At 73.1% G+C, this 20775-nt stretch carries 16 protein-coding genes and 1 pseudogene; 5 read left to right on the top strand and 12 right to left on the bottom strand.

The features are described from left to right. The first annotated feature begins 167 nt into the window (after window positions 1–167). Window positions 168–1124 carry a LysR family transcriptional regulator gene (locus tag AB0950_RS29210; protein WP_366779759.1) on the top strand — a complete coding sequence of 319 codons (957 nt, stop codon included), beginning with the start codon at window positions 168–170 and terminating at the stop codon, window positions 1122–1124. Window positions 1125–1256: 132 nt separating this feature from the next. Further along, window positions 1257–1769, top strand: coding sequence for a DUF2231 domain-containing protein (locus tag AB0950_RS29205; protein WP_366779758.1), 513 nt, complete (start codon window positions 1257–1259; stop codon window positions 1767–1769). Between the two features lie 66 nt (window positions 1770–1835). Here the strand turns inward: AB0950_RS29205 and AB0950_RS29200 are convergent, their stop codons facing one another. From AB0950_RS29200 to AB0950_RS29165, 8 genes are all read right to left on the bottom strand, one after another. Further along, window positions 1836–2024, bottom strand: a complete 189-nt coding sequence (locus AB0950_RS29200; protein WP_360151550.1) for a hypothetical protein — start codon at window positions 2022–2024, stop codon at window positions 1836–1838. Window positions 2025–2185: 161 nt separating this feature from the next. Further along, entirely contained in the window at window positions 2186–3568 is a 1383-nt protein-coding gene (locus tag AB0950_RS29195; RefSeq protein WP_366779757.1) for an L-serine ammonia-lyase, read from the bottom strand. 152 nt (window positions 3569–3720) lie between these two features. Then, window positions 3721–4902, bottom strand: a complete 1182-nt coding sequence (locus AB0950_RS29190; protein WP_366779756.1) for an FAD-dependent oxidoreductase — start codon at window positions 4900–4902, stop codon at window positions 3721–3723. Window positions 4903–5077: 175 nt separating this feature from the next. Next, on the bottom strand, window positions 5078–7858 hold the full coding sequence (locus AB0950_RS29185) for a SpoIIE family protein phosphatase (protein WP_366779755.1): 2781 nt from the start codon (window positions 7856–7858) through the stop codon (window positions 5078–5080). 111 nt (window positions 7859–7969) lie between these two features. Next, a complete protein-coding gene (locus tag AB0950_RS29180) occupies window positions 7970–9103 on the bottom strand; it encodes an aromatic ring-hydroxylating dioxygenase subunit alpha (protein WP_360151538.1) in 1134 nt (377 codons plus the stop codon). A gap of 19 nt (window positions 9104–9122) precedes the next feature. After that, the gene (gene solA / locus AB0950_RS29175; RefSeq protein ID WP_360151535.1) at window positions 9123–10271 is read right to left on the bottom strand and encodes an N-methyl-L-tryptophan oxidase; all 1149 of its coding nucleotides are present in this window, start codon (window positions 10269–10271) and stop codon (window positions 9123–9125) included. 102 nt (window positions 10272–10373) lie between these two features. Continuing rightward, window positions 10374–11459, bottom strand: coding sequence for an S-(hydroxymethyl)mycothiol dehydrogenase (locus AB0950_RS29170; RefSeq protein ID WP_360569782.1), 1086 nt, complete (start codon window positions 11457–11459; stop codon window positions 10374–10376). Between the two features lie 326 nt (window positions 11460–11785). Then, a complete protein-coding gene (locus tag AB0950_RS29165; RefSeq protein WP_366779753.1) occupies window positions 11786–13174 on the bottom strand; it encodes an MFS transporter in 1389 nt (462 codons plus the stop codon). 250 nt (window positions 13175–13424) lie between these two features. On the opposite strand from AB0950_RS29165, the gene purU reads away from it, so the two are divergent. The 3 genes and pseudogenes from purU to AB0950_RS29150 all read left to right on the top strand — a co-directional run. Continuing rightward, entirely contained in the window at window positions 13425–14297 is an 873-nt protein-coding gene (purU, locus tag AB0950_RS29160; RefSeq protein WP_360569786.1) for a formyltetrahydrofolate deformylase, read from the top strand. 111 nt (window positions 14298–14408) lie between these two features. After that, window positions 14409–15206 carry an IclR family transcriptional regulator gene (locus AB0950_RS29155; protein WP_360151523.1) on the top strand — a complete coding sequence of 266 codons (798 nt, stop codon included), beginning with the start codon at window positions 14409–14411 and terminating at the stop codon, window positions 15204–15206. 115 nt (window positions 15207–15321) lie between these two features. Beyond that, window positions 15322–15453: pseudogene (locus AB0950_RS29150) on the top strand (IclR family transcriptional regulator C-terminal domain-containing protein); the annotation flags it as partial. A 52-nt stretch (window positions 15454–15505) separates the two neighbouring features. Here AB0950_RS29150 and folP read toward each other — a convergent pair. The 4 genes from folP to AB0950_RS29130 all read right to left on the bottom strand — a co-directional run bounded on the left by folP (window position 15506) and on the right by AB0950_RS29130 (window position 20769). Continuing rightward, the gene (gene folP / locus AB0950_RS29145; RefSeq protein ID WP_366779752.1) at window positions 15506–16381 is read right to left on the bottom strand and encodes a dihydropteroate synthase; all 876 of its coding nucleotides are present in this window, start codon (window positions 16379–16381) and stop codon (window positions 15506–15508) included. Between the two features lie 74 nt (window positions 16382–16455). Then, complete coding sequence (locus tag AB0950_RS29140) at window positions 16456–16836, bottom strand: bifunctional 3-phenylpropionate/cinnamic acid dioxygenase ferredoxin subunit (RefSeq protein ID WP_360152073.1); 381 nt, start codon at window positions 16834–16836, stop codon at window positions 16456–16458. An 89-nt stretch (window positions 16837–16925) separates the two neighbouring features. Beyond that, window positions 16926–17528, bottom strand: a complete 603-nt coding sequence (locus tag AB0950_RS29135) for a sarcosine oxidase subunit gamma family protein (protein WP_360151517.1) — start codon at window positions 17526–17528, stop codon at window positions 16926–16928. Then, window positions 17521–20769, bottom strand: a complete 3249-nt coding sequence (locus AB0950_RS29130; RefSeq protein WP_366779751.1) for a sarcosine oxidase subunit alpha family protein — start codon at window positions 20767–20769, stop codon at window positions 17521–17523. Before AB0950_RS29130 ends, AB0950_RS29135 begins: the two co-directional genes overlap by 8 nt. Window positions 20770–20775 lie beyond the last annotated feature (6 nt).

Raw genomic sequence — 20775 nt, 5'->3', positions numbered from 1 at the left:
TTCGCTGTCGCATGCCCGCGGGAAGGGCTGTGGCGGGGGTGGTCCGGCACCCGGTGGGCCGTCGGCCTGGCCGGGCTGCCATGGCGTCATCGTCCGTCCGCCGCCGGTGCGGGCGCCACGACCGGATTCCTCACTGCTGATAGGCCGAGGCTCCTACCGGCCGTAGCATGAGGGCCGTGGAGCTGCGCCAACTGCGGTACTTCGTCGCCGTCGCCGAAGAGCTGAACTTCGGCAGGGCCGCGGCGCGGCTCCTGATCGCCGGGCCGTCCCTCTCCCAGCAGATCAAGGCCCTGGAACGCGACCTCGGGGTGCGCCTGTTCGACCGCGACCGCCGGTCGGTCTCCCTCACCGCAGCGGGCTCCGCCCTGCTCCCGCAGGTGCGCGACCTGCTGGCCCGGGCCGACGACCTGGAGCGCCGCGCCGGCGCGCTGTCCGGTTCCGAACCGGTACGGCTCGGGTACGTCAACTGGCTTCCAGCCGACCTGACGGCCCGCACCTCGCCGGTGGCCCGGGTGCACCTCGACGCCTGGGTCGCGCCCTCCCACACCCAGGCCTCCCGGGTCGCCGACGGCAGCCTGGACCTCGCGGTGTGCTGGGCCCCGGCCGCGGATCTGGAGCGGCTGGGGCTGCGCGCCGCGCTCATCGGCGCCGACCGGCTCTACGCCGTCGCCACCGGTGACGACACGGGGCCCGTCCCTGCCCGCGACACCGCCGTCCTCGTCGACGCGGACACCACTTCCTGGCTGTCCTGGAACCTCTACGCCGAGCGCCTGGCCGAGGACACGGGGGCGCGCGCGGTGCACATCAGCGACGGCGGCATCACCGGACCCGCGTTCTTCGACCACGTCCGCCGCAGCGACCGCCCGGTCGTCAACTCCCCGAAGGGCCAGACCACTTCGCTCCCGCCCGATCTGGTACGACGCCCGGTCGTGGCGCCGGAGATCCACTGGACCTGGTCGGTGGTCCGGCGCGCCACCGAGGACCGTGCCGCGGTCCTCGGCGTCGTCGACGCCCTCCGCGACGGCGTCGGAGACCTCGGCATCCACGGCCCGGACGCCTGGCTGCCCGCCGACGACCCGCACCGGTCACCGGGGCCCTCGAACACACCCGCATCCCGCCGCTGACCCGCTGACCTGGGCCGGGAGGCATCGTCTCCCCGTGCGGCCGATGTCCCGTTTCGCCTCACTCGACTCAGAGGCAACTGAGAGTTTGCTGTGGCAGTCTGGCGCGCCCCCAACCCCCTCGGGAGCGCTCGAATGACTCTGATCAACGGTCTGCCCGCCCATGTCCTGCTGGTCCATGTGGTCGTCGTGCTGATACCGCTCACCGCGTTGGCCCTGGTGGCCGCCGCTGTGTGGCCGCGGGCCGCCCGTCGGCTGGGGGCGCTGCTGCCGCTGCTGGCCTTCGTGGCCCTGGCGAGCGTGCCGCTGACCACGCAAGCCGGCGAGTGGCTCGAACGGCACGTGGCGGACGACGCCCTGGTGCGCCGGCACACCGAGCTGGGCGACGGGCTGCTGCCGTGGGCGCTGGGCCTGTTCGTGCTGGCGGCCGTCGTGTGGTGGGCGGGGCGCCGTGCGCAGACGGAGTCCGGGCGGGCCGGCGGCCTGCGCTGGTCCGCGCTGCCCGTGCGGATCGTCGTGGGCGTGCTCTCGCTGGCCGTGGCGGTGGGCGCCGTCGTGGACGTCTACCGGATCGGCGACTCCGGAGCGAAGGCGGCCTGGCACGACGCGTACTCGAAGACGGCGACACGCGGCGGGGACGGCTCCTGACCCGACGCGACCGGGCGAAGCCCAGCCTCCGGCGAGGCGACGGGGCCGTCTCACCGCACAGTGCGCTCAGCCGAACAGGCCGCGCACGCGGATCGTCTCGACGTGCCGCCACGAGCCGCCGGGCAGCAGCACCCAGTCGCCCTTCGCGGACGACGCCTTGCGCACGGCGGCAGGGCGCGCCGCCCGGCGCGACGGCAACCGGGAACCGCAGCCCCGCGTCTTCGCCCGCTGCCGGGCGTGGGCCGACTTGCTCATGACCACTCCCGCGACATGACGCGCTGTACTCCACCCACGTTCACCCGCACGCGCCCTCCCTCCGTCCGTCCTCCATCGTCCCTCTGTTCCCGCGGGATCGCCCGGTGACGCGAAGGAGAACGCTCCGCATGGGCCTCTGTGCGCGCGGCGGTCCCGCCTCCTCAGCACTCGATGACGTTGACGGCGAGTCCGCCGCGGGCGGTCTCCTTGTACTTGACCTTCATGTCGGCGCCGGTCTCCTTCATCGTCTTGATGACCTTGTCGAGGGAGACGTGGTGCCGTCCGTCGCCGCGCAGGGCCATGCGGGCCGCGGTGACGGCCTTGACCGCGGCCATGCCGTTGCGCTCGATGCACGGGATCTGGACCAGGCCGCCGACCGGGTCGCAGGTCAGGCCGAGGTTGTGCTCCATGCCGATCTCGGCGGCGTTCTCCACCTGTTCCGGGCTGCCGCCCAGCACCTCGGCGAGGCCCCCTGCGGCCATCGAGCATGCGGAGCCCACCTCGCCCTGGCAGCCGACCTCGGCGCCGGAGATGGAGGCGTTCTCCTTGAAGAGGAGGCCGATCGCGCCCGCGGCCAGCAAGAACCTCACCACGCCGTCCTCGTCGGCGCCGGGGACGAACCGCAGGTAGTAGTGCAGGACGGCGGGGATGATGCCGGCCGCGCCGTTCGTCGGGGCGGTGACGACCCGGCCGCCGGCGGCGTTCTCCTCGTTCACCGCCATCGCGTAGAGGGTGACCCACTCCATCGCGCGGCCCGCCGGGTCGCCCTCGCTGCGGAGGGCCCGGGCCGCCGACGCGGCCCGCCGGCGGACCTTCAGGCCGCCGGGCAGGATGCCCTCGCGGGACAGACCGCGGGAGACACAGCCCTCCATGACCCGCCAGATCGCCAGCAGGCCCGCGCGGATCTCCTCCTCGCCGCGCCGGGCCTTCTCGTTCTCCAGCATCAGCGCGGAGATGGACAGGCCGGTCTCGCGGGCCAGCCGCAGCAGTTCGTCACCGGTGCGGAACGGGTGGGGCAGCTCGGTGCCGTCGGCCTTGATCCGGTCGGCGCCCACGGCGTCCTCGTCGACCACGAAGCCGCCGCCCACCGAGTAGTACGTCTTCTCCAGCAGCGGCACGCCGTCGGCGTCATACGCGAACAGGGTCATGCCGTTGGCGTGGTAGGGCAGCGAGCGCCGGCGGTGCAGGACCAGCTGGGTGGACGCGTCGAAGTCGATCTCGTGGGCGGAGCCGATCTCGGCGCCGAGGAGGCGGATGCGGCCGGTGCCGCGGATCCGTTCGACGTCCAGGTCGGCCTGGGTGACGTCGACGGTGTGCGGTTCGTTGCCCTCCAGACCGAGCAGGACGGCCTTGGGGGTGCCGTGGCCGTGCCCGGTGGCACCGAGGGAGCCGAACAGCTCCGCCCGCACCGCCGTGGTCTGGGCCAGCACGCCGTCCTTCTTCAGCCGGGCGGCGAACAGCGCGGCGGCGCGCATCGGGCCGACGGTGTGCGAGCTGGACGGGCCGATGCCGATGGAGAAGAGGTCGAAGACGCTGATTGCCACGCCGTGACTCCGTGGGACGGGCGGGGTGTGCCGGGCACGCCCCTGCGGGAGGGTTGTCGGTTACCGGGGTGGGCCGTGGCGCAGGTGCCGGCGCCTCGGTCCCGGCGTACGGGCCAATGCCCGTTGCACCGGCGGGGGTTGACGCGCGGCACTCATGACACGGCGGGCACGGCGGCGGGGACCAGGGTGCGGCGGAGCCGGTTGAACAGCTTCGGCTGGTTCAGGGAGAGCACCGCGACCGGGGTGTCCTCGCGCCGGTAGACGGCGGTGAAGCACCGGCTGTCGAGGTCGCCGTCGACCACCTCGGGCTCGGCGCCGGGAGCGACGTGCCCGGCCATCTGGATGCGGACCTGGTACTGGTCGGACCAGAAGTACGGCGCGGTGGCCGGGGCGGCGGCCGGGACACCCGACAGCAGCGTGCGGGCGGCCGTCGCCCCCTGTTCCGTGGCGCTGCTCCAGTGCTCGATGCGGGCGTGCCGGCCGGTGAACGGGTGGGGGCAGCGGGCGACGTCACCGACGGCGACCACCCCGGGGACGGTGGTGGCGTAGCCGGCGTCGCAGACCACGCCGTCGTCCACCTCGACGCCGGAGCCGGCGAGCCAGTCGGTGGCGGGCCGCACGCCCACCCCGGCCACCACGATGTCGGCGGGAAGCACGCGGCCGTCGGTCAGGCGCACTCCGGTGACCCGGCCGTCGCCGAGGAGTCCGGCCACGCCGGTGCCGCACAGCAGGCCGACCCCGTGATCGCTGTGCAGCGAGGCGCACACCCGCCCCATCGTGCGGCCCAGTTGGCGCTCCAGCGGGACGTCGAGCGCCTCGACGACGGTGACGTGCAGCCCGAGCCGGTGGGCGGTGGAGGCCACCTCGGCGCCGATGAAGCCGGCGCCGATGACGACGACCCGGGGCAGGCCGCTGAGCAGTTCGGCGCGCAGCGCCTGGGCGTCGTCCAGAGTGCGCAGGGTGTGGACGCCGGCCAGGCCGTCCGTGCCGGGGAGGGTGCGGGCGGTGGCGCCGGTCGCGATGACGACGGCTTCGGTGCGCACGTGCCGTCCGCCGGCCAGCGTGACGGTCCGGGCCGCCGGGTCGAGGCGCACCGCTCGCTCGCCGAGCAGCCAGTGCACGTCGAGGTCGTCGTACTCGTCCGCGTCGCCGAGCGCGAGCGCGTCGGCGTCGAGGTCTCCCTTGAGGAAGTCCTTGGACAGCGGCGGCCGGTCGTAGGGCGCGTGCCGCTCCTCCCCCACGACGACGATCTCGCCGTCGTAACCCTGTGCGCGCAGCGCGCGGACGGTGCTCAGGCCTGCCAGTGACGCGCCGACGACGGTGATGCTCCTCATGCGGGCTCTCCGAAGGATGACTGTCTCGAATGACACAACATCATTCGCTATACGCAACATGCTTTCCGTTGCTTCGGACCGCTGTCAAGGGGATGGGACGCAGCAGTCCCGCATCGCGAAGGAAATTGCGCAGTGCGCAACGCCGGGGAGCGCGGAAGGAGATGACGCGGCGAGGTCAGAGGGCGGACTCGTCCCACTCGTCCAGCAGGGCGTCACCCGGGGTGTCGTCGCCGGCCTCGGGGGCCTGGAGGGACTGTTCGCTCCAGATGACCTTCCCGCGGGGGGTGTAGCGCACTCCCCAGCGTTGGGCGAACTGGGCGACGAGGAACAGGCCCCGGCCGCTCTCGTCGGTGGTCGCCGCGCGGCGCATGTGCGGTGAGGTGCTGCTGCCGTCGGCCACCTCGCAGATCAGGCTGTCCCGGTCCAGCAGCAGGCGGAGCCGGATCGGCTCGCTGCCGTAGCGGACGGCGTTGGTGACCAGTTCGCTGAGGATCAGCTCGGTCGTGAAGGAGATGTCGTCCAGCTGCCAGACCCGCAGCCGGCGGGCAGCGCCGGCGCGCAGGGGCGGGATGGCGGCGGGGTCGGAGGGCACGTCCCACTCGGCGACCCGGTCGGGGTCGGTGCGCCGGGTGCGGGCGACCAGGAGGGCGATGTCGTCGCTGGGCCGCTCGGGCAGCAGGGCGTCCAGCACGGCCCGGCAGTCCTGCTCCGGCGTCCGGTCGCGCGCGCTCAGCGCGCCGGCGAGGAGCCTCAGGCCGGCGTCGAGGTCGCGGTCGCGGTTCTCGACGAGTCCGTCGGTGTAGAGGACCAGCCGGGAACCCTCGGCCAGCTCCAGTTCGGCGGTCTCGACGGGCAGGCCGGCGCACAGACCGAGCGGCGGTGAGACGGGCACGTCGGGGAAGGTGACCATGCCGTCCGGGCCGACGACGGCGGGCCCCGGATGACCGGCCCGGGCGACGCAGCAGCGGCCGGAGACGGGATCGTAGACGGCGAACAGGCAGGTGGCGCCGGTGATGCCGGCGTCCTCCGACTCGGCGGTCTCGGTCTCGTCGATCCGCGCGACCAGTTCGTCCATGTGGCTGAGGAGTTCGTCGGGAGGCAGATCGAGGGCGCAGAAGTTGTGCACCACCGTGCGCAGCCGGCCCATGGTCGCCGCGGCGTGCAGGCCGTGCCCGACGACGTCGCCGACGACGAGGGCGACCCGGCTCCCGGGCAGCGGGATGACGTCGAACCAGTCCCCGCTCACCCCGGCCTGCGCGGGCAGGTAGCGGTAGGCCACCTCCAGGGCCGACTGCTCGGGAAGTGAGCGGGGCAGCAGGCTGCGCTGGAGGGTGGCCGCCATGGTGTGCTCACGGGTGTAGCGGCGGGCGTTGTCGATGGCGACCGCCGCACGGGCCGCCAGCTCCTCGGCGACGGCCAGGTCCTCCTGGGTGAACGGCTCCTGCTCCGAGCGCCAGAAGTCGGCCACCCCGAGCGCGATGCCGCGGGCCTGCAGCGGCACGGTGATCAGCGAGTGGATGCCGGCGTCCAGCATGCGCCGCGCCCGCTCGGGATCCTGCTCCTGCCAGTCCCCCCTCGCACGCAGATCGGTTTCCAGTACGGCGCGGCCCGCGCGCAGCCCCCGCGCCTGCGGCATCGCCGGCAGCCAGGTGAGCGGCTCGCCCACCGCGTACAGCGGGGCGTCACCGCGTATGCCGCGCACGGCGGTGCGGTGCATGACCGGGTCCGCGCCGTCGGGTTCCTCGCCCCGGCGTACGGCGGTCGGCAGGGCCACGGTGGCGAAGTCCGCGAACCGCGGCACGGCGATCTCGGTCAGTTCCTCCGCCGTGTGCACCATGTCGAGCGTGGTGCCGATCCGCACGCCGGCGTCGTACAGCAGTTGCAGGCGTTCCCGTGCGATCCGGGCGCGCCCCGCCAGCGCGCGCAGCTCGGTGGTGTCCCGCAGGGTCGCCACGCTGCCGCCCGGCCCGCCGTGCGGGGCGGTGGGGCGCACGTTCACCGCCAGCAGCCGCTCCCCCGCCAGGACCACCTCGTCGCTGACGGGCCGGTCCGAGGCGAGCAGCGTCGCGGCGGGCGGGGACAGGCCGAGTTCGCCGATGGGCCGGCCCGTGGCGTCCGCGGGCAGGTCCAGCAGGCGCTTCGCCTCGTCGTTGGCCAGTTGCAGCCGTCCCTCGCCGTTGAGGACGAGGACGCCTTCGCGGACCGAGTGCAGGACCGCGTCGTGGTGCTCGTACATGCGCGTCATCTCGGCCGGTTCCAGGCCGTGCGTCTGCCGCCGCAGTCGCCGGCTCACCAGGACCGGCCCGCCCGTGATCAACGCCAGCCCGAGGGCGGCGGAGCCGAACAGCAGCGGCAGTTGTGCCGTCACCATCCGGTTGACGCTCTTGACCGTGATGCCGACGGACACCAGCCCGACGACCCTGCCGTCGGTGCCGGTGACCGGGACCATCGTGTCCACGGCACGGCCGACGCCGGGCGTGTCGTACGTGGACTGGTGCACCCTGCCCGCCAGCGCGTCGGCGAAGGAGCCGACGACGTGCTTGCCGATGAGGCGCGGGTCCGGGTGGGTCCAGCGGACGCCGGACGGGCTGAACGCGATGACGTAGTTGACCCCGGACCGCTTCCGGGCCTCCTCCGCGCGCGGCTGCAGCAGGGTGCTGGGGTCGGGGGACTTCATGGCGGCCAGCGTCCCCGGGGCGTGCGCGAAGGTCTCGGCGCCGACGAGGGAGCGGTCCTTGGCGTCCTGCAGGCTGGTGGTGCGGGCCTGCAGCACCAGGGCCACCACCGCGGCGACCACGAGCAGCAGGACGACCCCCACCTGGAGGATGAGGACCTGGCCGGCGATGCTGCGCACGTGCAGCAGGGACCGCAGCCGCGCCGCCGGCCGCCGCTCGGCTTCTGGCCCCGCGGTCCGTGCGGTGCCCGGCCCCCGGGTCGCACGCCGTCGCATGGCCATGTCTCCAGTATGGGTGGCGGCCCGCACGACGTGCCCGGGGCGTACGGCAGGGCCCGTCCCCCTGCCGGAAGGCCTGGCGGCGGGGGGACGGGCGGTACCGGGGGGCGTGGTTCAGCGGGCGGGGTGCGCCTCGAGCCGGTCCCGCAGCCAGGTGTGGAAGGCGCCGATGTGGTGCTCGCTGGGCACCAGGACGCCGCCCTTGGCATAGGCTCGGGAGCTCATCCCCGGCTGGGTGCGCTCGCAGGCGTCGAAGTCCTGCTGGTTCACCCGGTGGAACAGCTCCACCGAGCGGTCCACGTCCTTTCCGCTCTCCACCACGTGCGGCAGGTACAGCCAGTCGCACTCCACCACCGTGCGGTCGTGCGCCATGGGGTACATCCGGTGGACGATCACGTGGTCCGGCACCAGGTTGACGAACACCTGCGGCTTGACGGTGATCGCGTAGTAGCGGCGGTCCTGGTCCTCCGCGACGCCCGGGATGCGGTCCAGGCCCTCGCCGCCGTCGACGGTGAACCCCTTCACCTCCGCACCGAACTCGGCGCCGTGGCCGACGTAGTACTGCGCCGCGTAGCCGTCGGCGAACTCCGGGAGCACCTCGGTGAGTTCCGGGTGGATGGTCGCGCAGTGGTAGCACTCCATGAAGTTCTCGATGATCAGCTTCCAGTTGGCCTTCACGTCGTACGTGATGCGCCGGCCGACCCGCAGGTTGTCGACGTCGTAGTTCTCGATCGACTCGGTGCCGCCGAGCCGTTCGGCCACCGCGCCGGTCACGTCCTGTTCGAAGGAGGGCGGGGTGTCGGCCAGGCACACCCACACATAGCCGAGCCACTCGCGGACATGGACGTTCACCAGCCCGTACGCGGTGCGGTCGATATCCGGCATCGACGTCAGGTTCGGCGCCGCCACCAGCTTTCCGTCCAGGCCGTAGGTCCAGGCGTGGTACGGGCACTGGAAGGCGCGCTTGACCTCCCCGGACTCCTCCAGGCACAGCTTCGCGCCCCGGTGCCGGCAGATGTTCAAGAACGCCTTGACGGAGCCGTCCCGGGCGCGGGAGACCAGCACGCTCTCACGGCCCACCTGGCAGGTGCGGAACTGTCCCGGCCGCGCCAGCTCCGAGGCACGGGCCACGCAGAACCACATGGCCTCGAAGACGCGCTCCTGCTCCAGGGCGAAGATCTCGGGATCGGTGTAGTACTCCCCGGGCAGCGTGGCGATCAGGCTGGGGGGAAGGCTGGTCGTCGTCATCGTGGTCACCTCGGAATGCTCAGACGCGCAGGCGGCGCGGGTCGAAGAGGGCGATGGGGTGCTCGGTGGTGCCGTCGACGGTCAGGTCGGCGATGATCTCGCCGATCACGGGCACGAACTTGAAGCCGTGGCCGGAGAACCCGCAGGCCACGGTCACCTGCGGATGGTCCGGGTGCCGGGCGAGGACGAAGTGCTCGTCCGGGGTGTTGCTGTACATGCAGGCCGCGCCCTTGAGGAACCGGCCGGGCAGGGCGGGGATGCGCGGGCGCAGGTAGGCGGCCATGGCCGCGATCTCGTCCGGGTGGATCTCCCGGTCCAGGGTGTCGGGGTCGCTGGGGACGCCCTTGCGGAAGAAGGCGACCTTGGCGCCGCCGCCGGGGCCGTCGAGGGCGGGGAAACCGTAGATCTGGGTGCCGTCCGGGTCCTCCCAGATGTAGACGGGGTGCCGGCCGGCGGTGAACGGGCCGGTGCCGCCCTCGGGCTGGAACCAGTACATGACCTGGCGCTCGACCGTGACCGGCACGCCGAGGCCGGAGAGCAGCTTCGGCGCCCACGCCCCGGGGGCGAAGACGAGCCGGTCGGCGGTGTGGCAGCCGCGGTCGGTGACCACCCAGGACCGGCCGCCCGGGCCGTCGGCCTCCCAGCCGAGGACCATCTCCGCGAAGTGCAGGTCGGCGCCGTGGGCCGCCGCCAGTTCCAGGTGGGCGGCGACCGTCGCCTCCGGGCGGGCCACGCCGGCCCTGCGCTCGTAGAAGGCGACGTCCTCGGCGGCCGGGGTGAAGGTCGGGAAGCGGCGCCGGACGTCGGCGGCGGTGAGAACCTCGTGGTCCAGCCCGAACTGCCGGGCGCTGCGCAGGGTGCCGGCGAACGCCGCGCTGTCCTCGCGGCCGATCATGAGGCCGCCGGTCTCGGTGAAGACCTCGCGGCCGGAGTCGACGGCCAGCTTCTCCCACAGCTCGCGGGCCCGCAGCAGCAGGGGCACATAGGCCGGGTCCTCGAAGTAGGCCTGCCGGTAGATGCGGGATCCGCCGTGGCTGGAGCCCTGGCTGTGGGCGGGGCCGAAGCGCTCCAGGCCGAGCACGCGCAGGCCGCGGGCGGCGAGGTGACACGCGGCCGCGCTGCCCATGCCGCCCAGCCCGACGACGATCACGTCGTACGTAGAGGCCATGTCCGTCTCCTGGGAGTGGTGCCGGTGGTGGAGTGGTGGCGCCGGTTCAGCGCCGGATCCGGTGCGGCTCGCGGCGGGCGGCCGGGTGCTCCGGCGGCGCGGTCACAGGACGACCACCGAGCGCAGGACCTCACCGCGGCGCATCTTGCTGAAGGCCTCCTCCACCTCGTCCAGGCAGATCGTCTCGGAGACGAACTCCTGCAGGTCGAAACGGCCTTGCAGATAGAGGTCGATCAGGGCGGGGAAGTCGCGGGAGGGCAGGCAGTCGCCGTACCAGGACGACTTCAGGGCGCCCCCGCGGCCGAAGACGTCCAGCAGGGGCAGTTCGAGCTTCATCTCGGGGGTGGGGACGCCCACGAGGACGGCGGTGCCGGCGAGGTCGCGGGCGTAGAAGGCCTGCCGGTACGTCTCGGGGCGGCCGACCGCGTCCACGACGACGTCGGCGCCGAAGCCGCCGGTCAGCTCGCGGACCGCCTCGACGGCGTCGGTCTTGGAGGAGTCCACGGTGTCGGTGGCCCCGAACCGCTCGGCCCGCTTCAGCTTCCGCTCGTCGACGTCGACGGCGATGATGCGGCTCGCGCCGGCCACCTTGGCGCCCGCGACGGCGGCCATGCCCACGCCGCCGCAGCCGATGACGGCGATCGAGTCGCCGCGGCCGACGCCGCCGGTGTGGACGGCCGCGCCGAACCCGGCCATCACGCCGCAGCCCAGCAGGCCCGCCGCCGCGGCCGAGGCGGTGGGGTCCACCTTGGTGCACTGGCCGGCGGCGACGAGGGTCTTCTCGGCGAAGGCGCCGATGCCCAGGGCCGGGGTGAGCGGCGTGCCGTCGGTCAGGGTCATCGGCTGGGCGGCGTTGTGCGTGGCGAAGCAGTACCACGGCCGGCCCCGGCGGCAGGCGCGGCAGTCGCCGCACACGGCACGCCAGTTGAGGACGACGAAGTCGCCGGGCGCGACGTCGGTGACGCCCTCGCCGACGGCCTCGACCACGCCGGCCGCCTCGTGTCCGAGCAGGAAGGGGAACGCGTCGCCGATGCCGCCCTCGCGGTAGTGCAGGTCGGTGTGGCAGACGCCGCAGGCCTGCACCTGCACCAGCGCCTCTCCCGGGCCGGGGTCGGGCACCAGGACGGTCTCCACGGAGACCGGGGCGCCCTGCTTCCGGGCCAGCACGGCGCGTACCTCGTGTGTCACTGCCGATCTCCTCGCTGAGGCGGCCGAACGCGGGCTTCGGCCGGTGTTCTTGATGGGCGGGGTCCGATCGCTCCGCCGGAGCGGTCGACGAGGGAAGAGAGTGGGGACCGACGGCCCCGGAGCCAGGGGAAGGCCGGGATGCAGTCTCTCACTTGTTGCGCAGTGTGAGATTTGCTTCTCTATAAGCAACAGTCACACTGTCATGCCTCTGAGTGAGCAGTGTCAAGAGGTTCGCCGAGCGGACTTGCGCCGCCACCGGACGCAAGCGGCCGGCCCCGAGGGGGGCCGGCCGGCCGTGGGTCGGGCGGTGTGGCGCTGGTGCGCCGTCAGGATCGTTCGAGGTCGTGGTCCCGTTCGGCCGTCGCGGGCCGCGAGCGGCCGGGCAGGGCGCTGGTCTCGGCCAGCGTGCGGCCCCGGGTCTCCTCGGCCCATGCGAAGGACACCAGCCAGCCCACCAGGGTGATGCCCGCGCCGATCAGCATGGTGGCGCCGATGTCGAGCCGGTCGAGGGAGAGGGGCAGCAGATAGGTGCCGACGGCGGCGCCGATGCGGCTGATCGAGGTGGCCACGCCTCCCGCGGTGGCCCGGATGCCGGTCGGAAACAGCTCATTGGGATAGGTCCACTCCAGCACCGTGGGGCCGCCCGAGAAGAGGGCGTAGGCGCAGAAGCACACCACGACCACGGCGATGGGCAGCGAGGCGCCGCCGCCGAGCACGGCGAGCGGCACCACCATCAGGGCGAACGACCACACGATGACCGGACGGCGGCCGATCCGGTCGACCATCCGCAGCGCGGGGACGCAGCCCAGCACGAACACGATGCTGATGAGCGCCGAGCCCAGGTTGCTGCTGTTGCCCTCTCCGAGGCCGAAGGAGCCCAGGATGGCGGGGCCGAAGGTGTACAGGGCGAACATCGGCGTGATCTGACACATGTAGAACAGTCCGCAGAACAGCGTCCGCCGCAGATAGGCGCCCTGGAAGAGGTCACGGAAGCGGCTGCGCTCCGCCGACTGCTCCTCGGCCGCCGCGGCGACGAGCTGCTGGATGGGTACGGTGCGGCCGAGGGCCTTTTCGATCGACTTCTGGGCGTCGGCGGTACGGCCCTTGTTCACCAGCCACAGCGGCGACTCGGGCGTGCCGATGCGCAGCAGCAGGATCATGGCGCTCAGGACGGCGCCCGAGGCGAGCATCCAGCGCCAGGCGCCGGCGCCGCCGGCCTCGGCCAGGGCGTAACCGACCGCGTAGGCGGCCGCGGCGCCGACGTACCAGGCGAGGATGAGGACGCCGAGCAGCCGGCCGCGATGCCGGTTCGGCACCCATTCGGCGAGCAGGGACGTCGCGATCGGGTAGTCGGCTCCGATCGCCATGCCGAGGAGGAAGCGCAGCGCGACGAACTGCCAGGTCTCGGTGGCGAACACGGACAGGACCGAGCCGCCGACCAGCACCGCCAGGTCGATGGTGTACATCGCCTCGCGGCCGAGCTTGTCGGTGACGGCGCCGAAGAACAGCCCTCCGGCGAAGATGCCGACCAGCGCGGCGGCACCGATGAGGCTCTCGTCCCCCGTGGTCAGGTGCAGTTCGCCGCTCATGCCGACGAGTGCGACCCCGATGATGCTGAGCAGATAGCCGTCGAGGAAGGGCCCGCCTGCGCAGGCCCAGGTGAGCTTGCGATGGAATCTGCTGAGAGGCGCCTCGTCGATGGCACGGATCGACATCGGACCTCCTGGTCTGGGGGACGGGAACCAAGGTTGCGCTTCGCAAAACGCGTCTCTGCAGACGCAACCGAACATCGAGAGGTGTTTCGCCGTCAAGACGAGGGGCGGAAGTCGGCCGCCGGGGCGAGTCGTTGCGCAGGGCGCATCTTCTCGCTCGATCAGGAACAAGCCTCTTGACCGGCCGCCGTCCACACCGGACGATGTTGCGTATAACTCTCATCGTTGCGTAATGCGCATTACGGAGGATGTCATGTCCCCTCGCCCGCAGCCCGGCCGCGAGTTCGTCCTCACCCTCTCGTGCCCCGACCGGTCAGGTATCGTCCACGCGGTCACCAGCTTTCTCGTGAGCCATTCCGGCAACATCCTCGAGAGCCAGCAGTTCGACGACCGCCTGCAGGACCGCTTCTTCATGCGGGTGCACTTCGAGGTCACCCATCCGGCGACGTCCCTGGAGCTGCTGCGCACCGACTTCGGCCCGGTCGCCGAGGCGTACCGGATCAGCTGGCAGCTGCACGACGCCGCGACCCCGACCCGCACCCTGATCATGGTGTCGAAGTTCGGCCACTGCCTGAACGACCTGCTCTTCCGCCAGTCCACCGGCTCGCTCAACATCGAGATCCCGGCGATCGTCTCCAACCACCGCGACTTCGAGCCGCTGGCCCGCAACTACGGCATCCCGTTCCACCACGTCCCGGTGACCCAGGAGACCAAGGCCGAGGCGGAGGCCCGGCTGCTGGAGCTCGTCGCCGAACTCGACGTCGACCTGGTGGTGCTCGCCCGCTACATGCAGATCCTCTCCGACGACCTGTGCAAGCGGCTCGACGGCCGGGCCATCAACATCCACCACTCCTTCCTGCCGAGCTTCAAGGGCGCCCGGCCGTACGTGCAGGCGCACCGGCGCGGCGTCAAGCTCGTCGGGGCCACGGCGCACTACGTCACGCCCGACCTCGACGAGGGCCCGATCATCGAGCAGGACGTCGTGCGCGTGGACCACTCCCACACGCCGGACGAACTGGTCACCATGGGCCGCGACGTGGAGGCCCGGGTCCTCGCCCGCGCCGTGCAGTGGCACAGCGAGAGCCGTGTGCTGACCAACGGCAACTGCACGGTCGTCTTCCGCTGACGAGCGGGCCGCCCTACGGTAGGGGCCGGCCGGCGTCGAGGGTCCGACAGGGTCCGGCACTTCGTCGTCGCGGCCCTTCGCCGCACCCCTCCCCCTGCGTATAGTTGCGCCATGAGCAACTACACCGCAGATGGCGAGACAACGGCTCCGGCGGTGAGCGGGGTGCAGTCCGTCGACCGCGCCGTCAGCGTCCTGGAGATCCTCGCCCGGCGCGGGGAGGCGGGCGTCAGCGAGGTCGCCGCCGAGATCGACGTCCACAAGTCGACCGCCTTCCGTCTGCTCGGGGCGCTGGAGGCGCGCGGTCTGGTGGAACAGGCGACCGAGCGCGGCAAGTACCGGCTCGGTTTCGGCATCGTGCGCCTGGCCGGCGCGGTCACCGGGCGCCTGGACATCACCCAGCAGGGCCGGGAGGTGTGCGAGCGGCTCAGCGAGGAGATCGGCGAGACCGTCAACATCGCCGTGCTGCGGGAGCATTACGCCGTCAACCTCTACCAGGTGCGCGGGCCGGGCGCTGTCGGCACCCACAACTGGGTCGGACAGCTCACTCCGGTGCACGCCACGTCCAGCGGCAAGATCCTGCTGGCGCATCTGCCGGCGCAGGAGCGCGACGAGGTGCTCGCGGCCTCGGGGCTCCAGAAGCACACCCAGCGCACCCTGACCACCCGGGCGAAGCTGGAGAAGGACCTGACCGAGGCGAGGGAACGCGGGTACGCGGTGACGCTGGAGGAGCTCGAGGTCGGGCTGCACGCCATGGCCGCCCCGATCCGTGGCCATCACGGCGAGGTCATCGCCGCCCTCAGCTCCTCCGGTCCGGCGTACCGCTTCACCGAGGAGCGCATGCACGAGCTGGCGCCGCTGCTGATCAAAGGAGCCGAGGAGATCAGCCACCGCATGGGCTACGTCGGCTGACGCGCCCCAGCAGGCTCAGCGGCGCTCCGGGCGTGGGCAGGTGCGGCTCTCCTCACCGGTGTGCCCGCGCCGAATGAGCCGCCTCGGCGCCCCAGCGGGCGGTCACCCGCACCGCGGCGAGGTCATCGCCGCCCTCAGCTCCTCCGGTCCGGCGTACCGCTTCACCGAGGAGCGCATGCACGAGCTGGCGCCGCTGCTGATCAAAGGAGCCGAGGAGATCAGCCACCGCATGGGCTACGTCGGCTGACGCGCCCCAGCAGGCTCAGCGGCGCTCCGGGCGTGAACAGGTGCGGCTCTCGTCACCGCTGTGCCCGCGCCGAGGGAGCCGCCTCGGCGCCCCAGCGGGCGGTCACCCGCACCGCGTCGAGCGTCGAGGCGACATCGTGCACGCGCAGGCACCAGACGCCCTGCGCGGCGGCGAGCACGGACACCGCGCAGGTCGCGGCGTCGCGTGACGGCGCCGGGCGCGGGCGTCCCGTCGCCGGGTCGGCCAGCACCTGGCCCAGGAAGGACTTCCGGGACGCCCCCACGAGGACGGGACGGCCCAGCGCGCCGACCTCCGCCAGCCGGGCCAGCAGCTCCCAGTTGTGCCCGGCCTCCTTGGCGAAGCCGAGCCCCGGGTCGACGACCAGGCAGCCGGGCGGGATCCCCGCCTCCAGCGCGGCCTCGACCCGCAGCCGCAGCTCGCCGACCACGTCGGTGACGACGTCCCGGTAGACGGCGTTGGCCTGCATGCCGGCGGAGTGACCGCGCCAGTGCATCAGGACGTACGGCGCCTGGGCGCGGGCCATCAGCGGCAGCATCGCGGGGTCGGCGAGGCCGCCCGAGACGTCGTTCACCATCCGTGCGCCGGCGTCGAGGGCGCGGGCGGCCACCTCGGCCCGCATGGTGTCCACGCTGACGACCACGCCCGCCGCGGCGAGTTCCCGCACGACGGGCAGCACGCGCCGCAGTTCCTCCTCGGCCGTCGGGCGCGCGGCGCCGGGTCGCGTCGACTCGCCGCCCACGTCCACGATGTCGGCCCCCTGCTCCAGCAGGGCGAGTCCGTGCGCGACGGCCGCCTGTGGGGCGAACGACCGCCCGCCGTCGGAGAAGGAGTCCGGGGTGACGTTGACTACGCCCATCACCAGGGTCCGCCCGGGCCTCGGCAGGCCGTAGGGGTGAACGTCCGGCATGCCGGGGCGCCTTGAAGCGGTGGCGTGGAACACCGCACCCGAGTCATCGAGCCACTCGGCGACCGCCGCGGTCCTCACCCGCCGGCTCCGGCGACCGGGACGGCACCGAGCCGGGCGGCGACGCAGGACGGCGGGAGGTTCGGCGGGGCCGCGGAGAGCTCGACGTAGACCATGCCGTGCTCGACGACGACCCGGTGGGTGCGCACGGGGAGCCGGGCCGGGGGCGCGTCCACGCGGCCGGTGCGCAGGTCGAACTTCGAGGCGTGCAGCGGGCATTCGACCTCGCACCCCTCCAGCCAGCCGTCGGCCAGCGAGGCGTCCTGGTGGGTGCAGGTGTCGTCGATCGCGTAGACCTCGCCGTCCTCGGTGTGGAAGACGGCGACGGGAGGCTCGTTCTCGAGCCGGAACGCCTCGCCTCGCGGCAGATCGGCGAGAGGGCACACGGGAATCATCAGGACCACCTTGGTGCGTAGGACGAAATGTGCTGCGATGAGCGGGAGTTCGCCTCCCGGCCGCCACCGTGAGCTGCCGGGAGGCGTGGGGGTCACCGGTACTCGACGGCCGCGTCCAGCAGCCAGTCCGCCAGATAGCCGGCGAACGAGGAGCGCACCAGGACCCAGAACCCGGCCCTGGGTTCGTCGCGGGCCACCAGGACGACCTGCGTGCGGGCCAGCGTCGTCTGCGCGCAGCGGCCGGGGCCGAAGGCGCGCGGGTGCAGGTCCAGCGAGCAGCCGTGGGCCAGCAGGTCGCGGGCGCGGGGACCGGCCACCAGCAGGGTGGTGCGCTGGGCGGAGACGTCGGTGACCGAGACCGGTTCGTCGCCGGCCGCCGCGCGGATCCGGCCCTCCAGGTCCCGCTCGGTGCCGGGCCGGCCCACCACCAGCCATTCGTCGGGGCCGAGCCACACCGCGGTCACGTCCCCCGCGTGCACGACGGTGTTGGGTTCCAGGGGCAGCTGGAGTCCCAGGGCGAGTCCGACGGCGTCCGCCGCCGGGCCCTTGGCGTCGAGGCGGACGTTCACCTGGGCAAGGAAGGGGAGTTCGGCCAGGCGGATCGCGCCCCGGGAGGAGCGCGTCGCGGCGGCCAGGCGGTGGGCGGCGTCTGCCAGGGGGCTGCGCTGCCACGGGGTCAGGGCGGTGTCAGCCATCGCGGCGGGCTCCCTCGGGGTCGTAGAGGACGGGGCTTGCGACGGTCACCGGGACCAGCCGGTCGCCGACGGGCGCGTAGAGGCGGTCGCCGATGCGGTCCCGGCCGCCCTTGACCAGGGCGAGCGCGAAGGTCCGGTCGAGCGCCGCGCTGCGGTAGCTGGAGGTGACGTGACCGAGCATCGGCACGGGCGGGGCGGGCAGTTCGGCGTCGGCGACCAGGTGCGTGCCCTCCGGGAGGAAGACGGCCGGGTCCTCGGGGAGGAGCCCGACGAGGTGCTTGCGGTCGGGGCGGACGGTGTCCGCGCGGGCGTAGGAGCGCTTGCCGATGAAGTCGGGCTTCTTCTTCGACACCGCCCAGCCCATGCCGAGATCCTGCGGGGTGACCGTGCCGTCGGTGTCCTGCCCGACGATCGGGTAGCCCTTCTCGGCGCGCAGGACGTGCATGGTCTCGGTGCCGTACGGGGTGATGCCGTACGGGGCGCCGGCCTCGTACAGCGCCTCCCACAGCGTGCGGGCGTCCCACGGCGAGACGTTGATCTCGTAGGCGAGTTCGCCGGAGAAGCTGATCCGGCACACCCGCGCCTCGATGCCCGCGACCGTCGTGTCCCGCCAGGCCATGAACGGGAAGTCCTCGTTGGAGACGGCCAGTTCAGGAGTGAGCGAGCCGAGGACCGCGCGGGACCTCGGGCCCACCAGGGCCACGGTGGCCCACTGCTCGGTGACCGAGGTGCAGTGGACCCGCAGCTCGGGCCACTCGGTCTGCAGCCACTCCTCCATCCAGTCCAGGACGGCCGCCGCGTTGCCGGTCGTGGTGGTGACCAGGAACCGGTCCTCGGCGAGCCGGATGACGGTGCCGTCGTCGAAGACCATGCCGTCCAGGCGGCACATCACGCCGTAGCGGATCATGCCGACCTTCAGGGTGCTCATCATGTTGGTGTAGAGCCGGTCGAGGAAGAGCGCGGCGTCCGGGCCCTGGACGTCGATCTTGCCGAGCGTGGAGGCGTCCATGAAGGCCACGCCCTCGCGGGCCGCCCGGCACTCGCGCAGCACGGCGGTCTCCATGTCCTCGCCGGCCCGCGGGTAGTACCAGGGCCGCTTCCACTGGCCGACGTTCTCGAACAGGGCGCCGTGCTCGACGTGCCAGGTGTGCAGGGCGGTGGTGCGGACCGGGTCGCTCAGCGCGCCGCGGTCGCGGCCGGCGAGGGCGGCGAAGGACACCGGGGTGTACGGCGGACGGAAGGTGGGCAGGCCGAGCGCCGAGATGTCCACGCCCAGGAGTCCGGCGACGACGCCGCTCGCCAGGACACCGCCCGTCTTTCCCTGGTCGCTCGCGGTACCGGCCGTGGTGTAGCGCTTGGTGTGCTCCACCGAGCGCAGGCCCGCGCCGGTCGCCCGCGCCAGGTCGTCGACCGTGACATCGCGCTGGAGGTCGACGAACCGGGGGGCGCCGGTGTCGCCGGGGACGGTGAAGATGTGCATGGGCGGGGTGTACGGCTGCGCGGACACGGCCGGCAGGACGGGTGCCTCGGCGGTGCAGCCTTCCGCCTCGGCCGCGCGGGCGCCGGCCGACGCGCCCTGGGCGAGGGCCGTGGCCAGGTCGAAGGCGCCGTTCGCGCTGCCCGCGACCTCCACCGCCTGACGGCAGCTGTCGGGCACGAACGCGCCGAGGGCGTCGTCGTGGCGGAGCTTGCCGCCCGCCTGGCTGAACAGGTGCGCGACCGGGTTCCAGCCGCCGGAGACCAGCAGCAGGTCGGCGGCGAACTCCCGCCGCGCCGTGGACTCGCCGTAGGGCGCGACCGTGACGGCGGTCAGCCGGGCGGTGCCTTCCGTGCCGATGACCGCGTGTCCGGCGAGCACCTCGATGCCGGCGGACCGGGCCCGCTCGGCCCACTGACCCGGCTCGGTCCGGGTGTCGACGATCGCCGCGATGTCCACGCCGGCGGCCGCCAGGTCGAGGGCGGCGGCGTAGGCGCTGTCGTTGGTGGTGAACACGACGGCGTGCCGGCCGGGGACGACGGCGTAGCGGTGCAGGTAGGTGCGGGCCGACGAGGCCAGCATCACGCCGGGCCGGTCGTTGTCGCCGAACGCCAGCGAGCGTTCGTGGGCGCCGGTCGCGAGGACGACGCGCCGGGCGCGGATGCGCCAGACGCGCTCGCGGGAGACGTTCTCCGGGGCGGCGGCGCCGAGGTGGTTGGTGCGGCGCTCGACGGCCAGGAGGTGGTTGTCGTCGTAGTGGCCGAAGACGGTGGTGCGGGGCAGGACGCGTACCTCGGGCGCTGCGTCGAGCCGGGCGCGGGTCTCGGCGACCCAGTCGAGGTGCTCGCCGGTGCCGAGCAGGCTGCCGCCGGCCTCCGGCTGGTCGTCGGCGAGGATGACACGGGCGCCGCCGCTCGCCGCCGCGGCCGCCGCCGCGAGCCCGGCCGGGCCGGCGCCGACGACCAGCACGTCGCAGTGGGCGTGTACGGCGTCGTAGCGGGCGGGGTCGGGTTCGGTGGCGAGGCGGCCCTGGCCGGGGAGGCTGCTCGCGGCCAGGCCGTCGTGGAGCTCGACGGTGGTGGCGGGGAGCATGGGCTCGGGGAACGGGGCCTCGATCTGGACGACCGCGTTGGGTTCCTCGACGCCGGCGGAGAAGATGCCGCGGGGGCGGCCCAGCTTGATGCTGGTGGCGGCCTGGATGACGCCGTTGGCGAGCAGGGCGGAGGCGAGGGTGTCGCCTCGGTGACCCTGGTACGCGGTGCCGTCGAAGGTGAAGGTGAGGGGGATGGTGCGGTCGATGCGGCCGCCGGTGGGGCGACGGAAGGGCTGGCCCGCGGCGGAGCCGCCCAGGGGCGCAGCGGCCCCGCCCGTCCCGTCCTGAAGGGGCTCCGCCCCTTCGGCCCCGGTCGGCCCTGGACGGGCCTCGTCCTCAAGGGCCGGACGGGCTTGATTTTCCTGACGCCGCTGAGAAGTCACCGGACCTGCCTCGAACGTCTCCGGGCGCGGCTCCCCCACCTTGTAGACGGTGAGGATCTCGTTCGTCGCGGTGTCCCGCACCGCGTTGAACCACCGGCGGCAGCCCGCCGCATGGCTCCAGCGCTCGGCGAAGGGGCCCTTGGGGTTGTCGCGGAAGAACAGGTACCGCGCCCACTCCTCGTCGGTGAGGGCGGCGGGCTCCTCGGGGTAGGGGACGTGGGCCTGGCCGCCGTAGTGGAACTCGGCCTCGTCACGGGGCCCGCACCACGGGCAGGGGATGAGCAGCATGGTTCG

The organism is Streptomyces sp. NPDC007189, assembly GCF_040703635.1.
GTDB lineage: Bacteria > Actinomycetota > Actinomycetes > Streptomycetales > Streptomycetaceae > Streptomyces.
The sequence above is the reverse complement of the archived record's forward strand: the minus strand, read 5'-3'. Positions and strand labels throughout refer to the sequence as shown.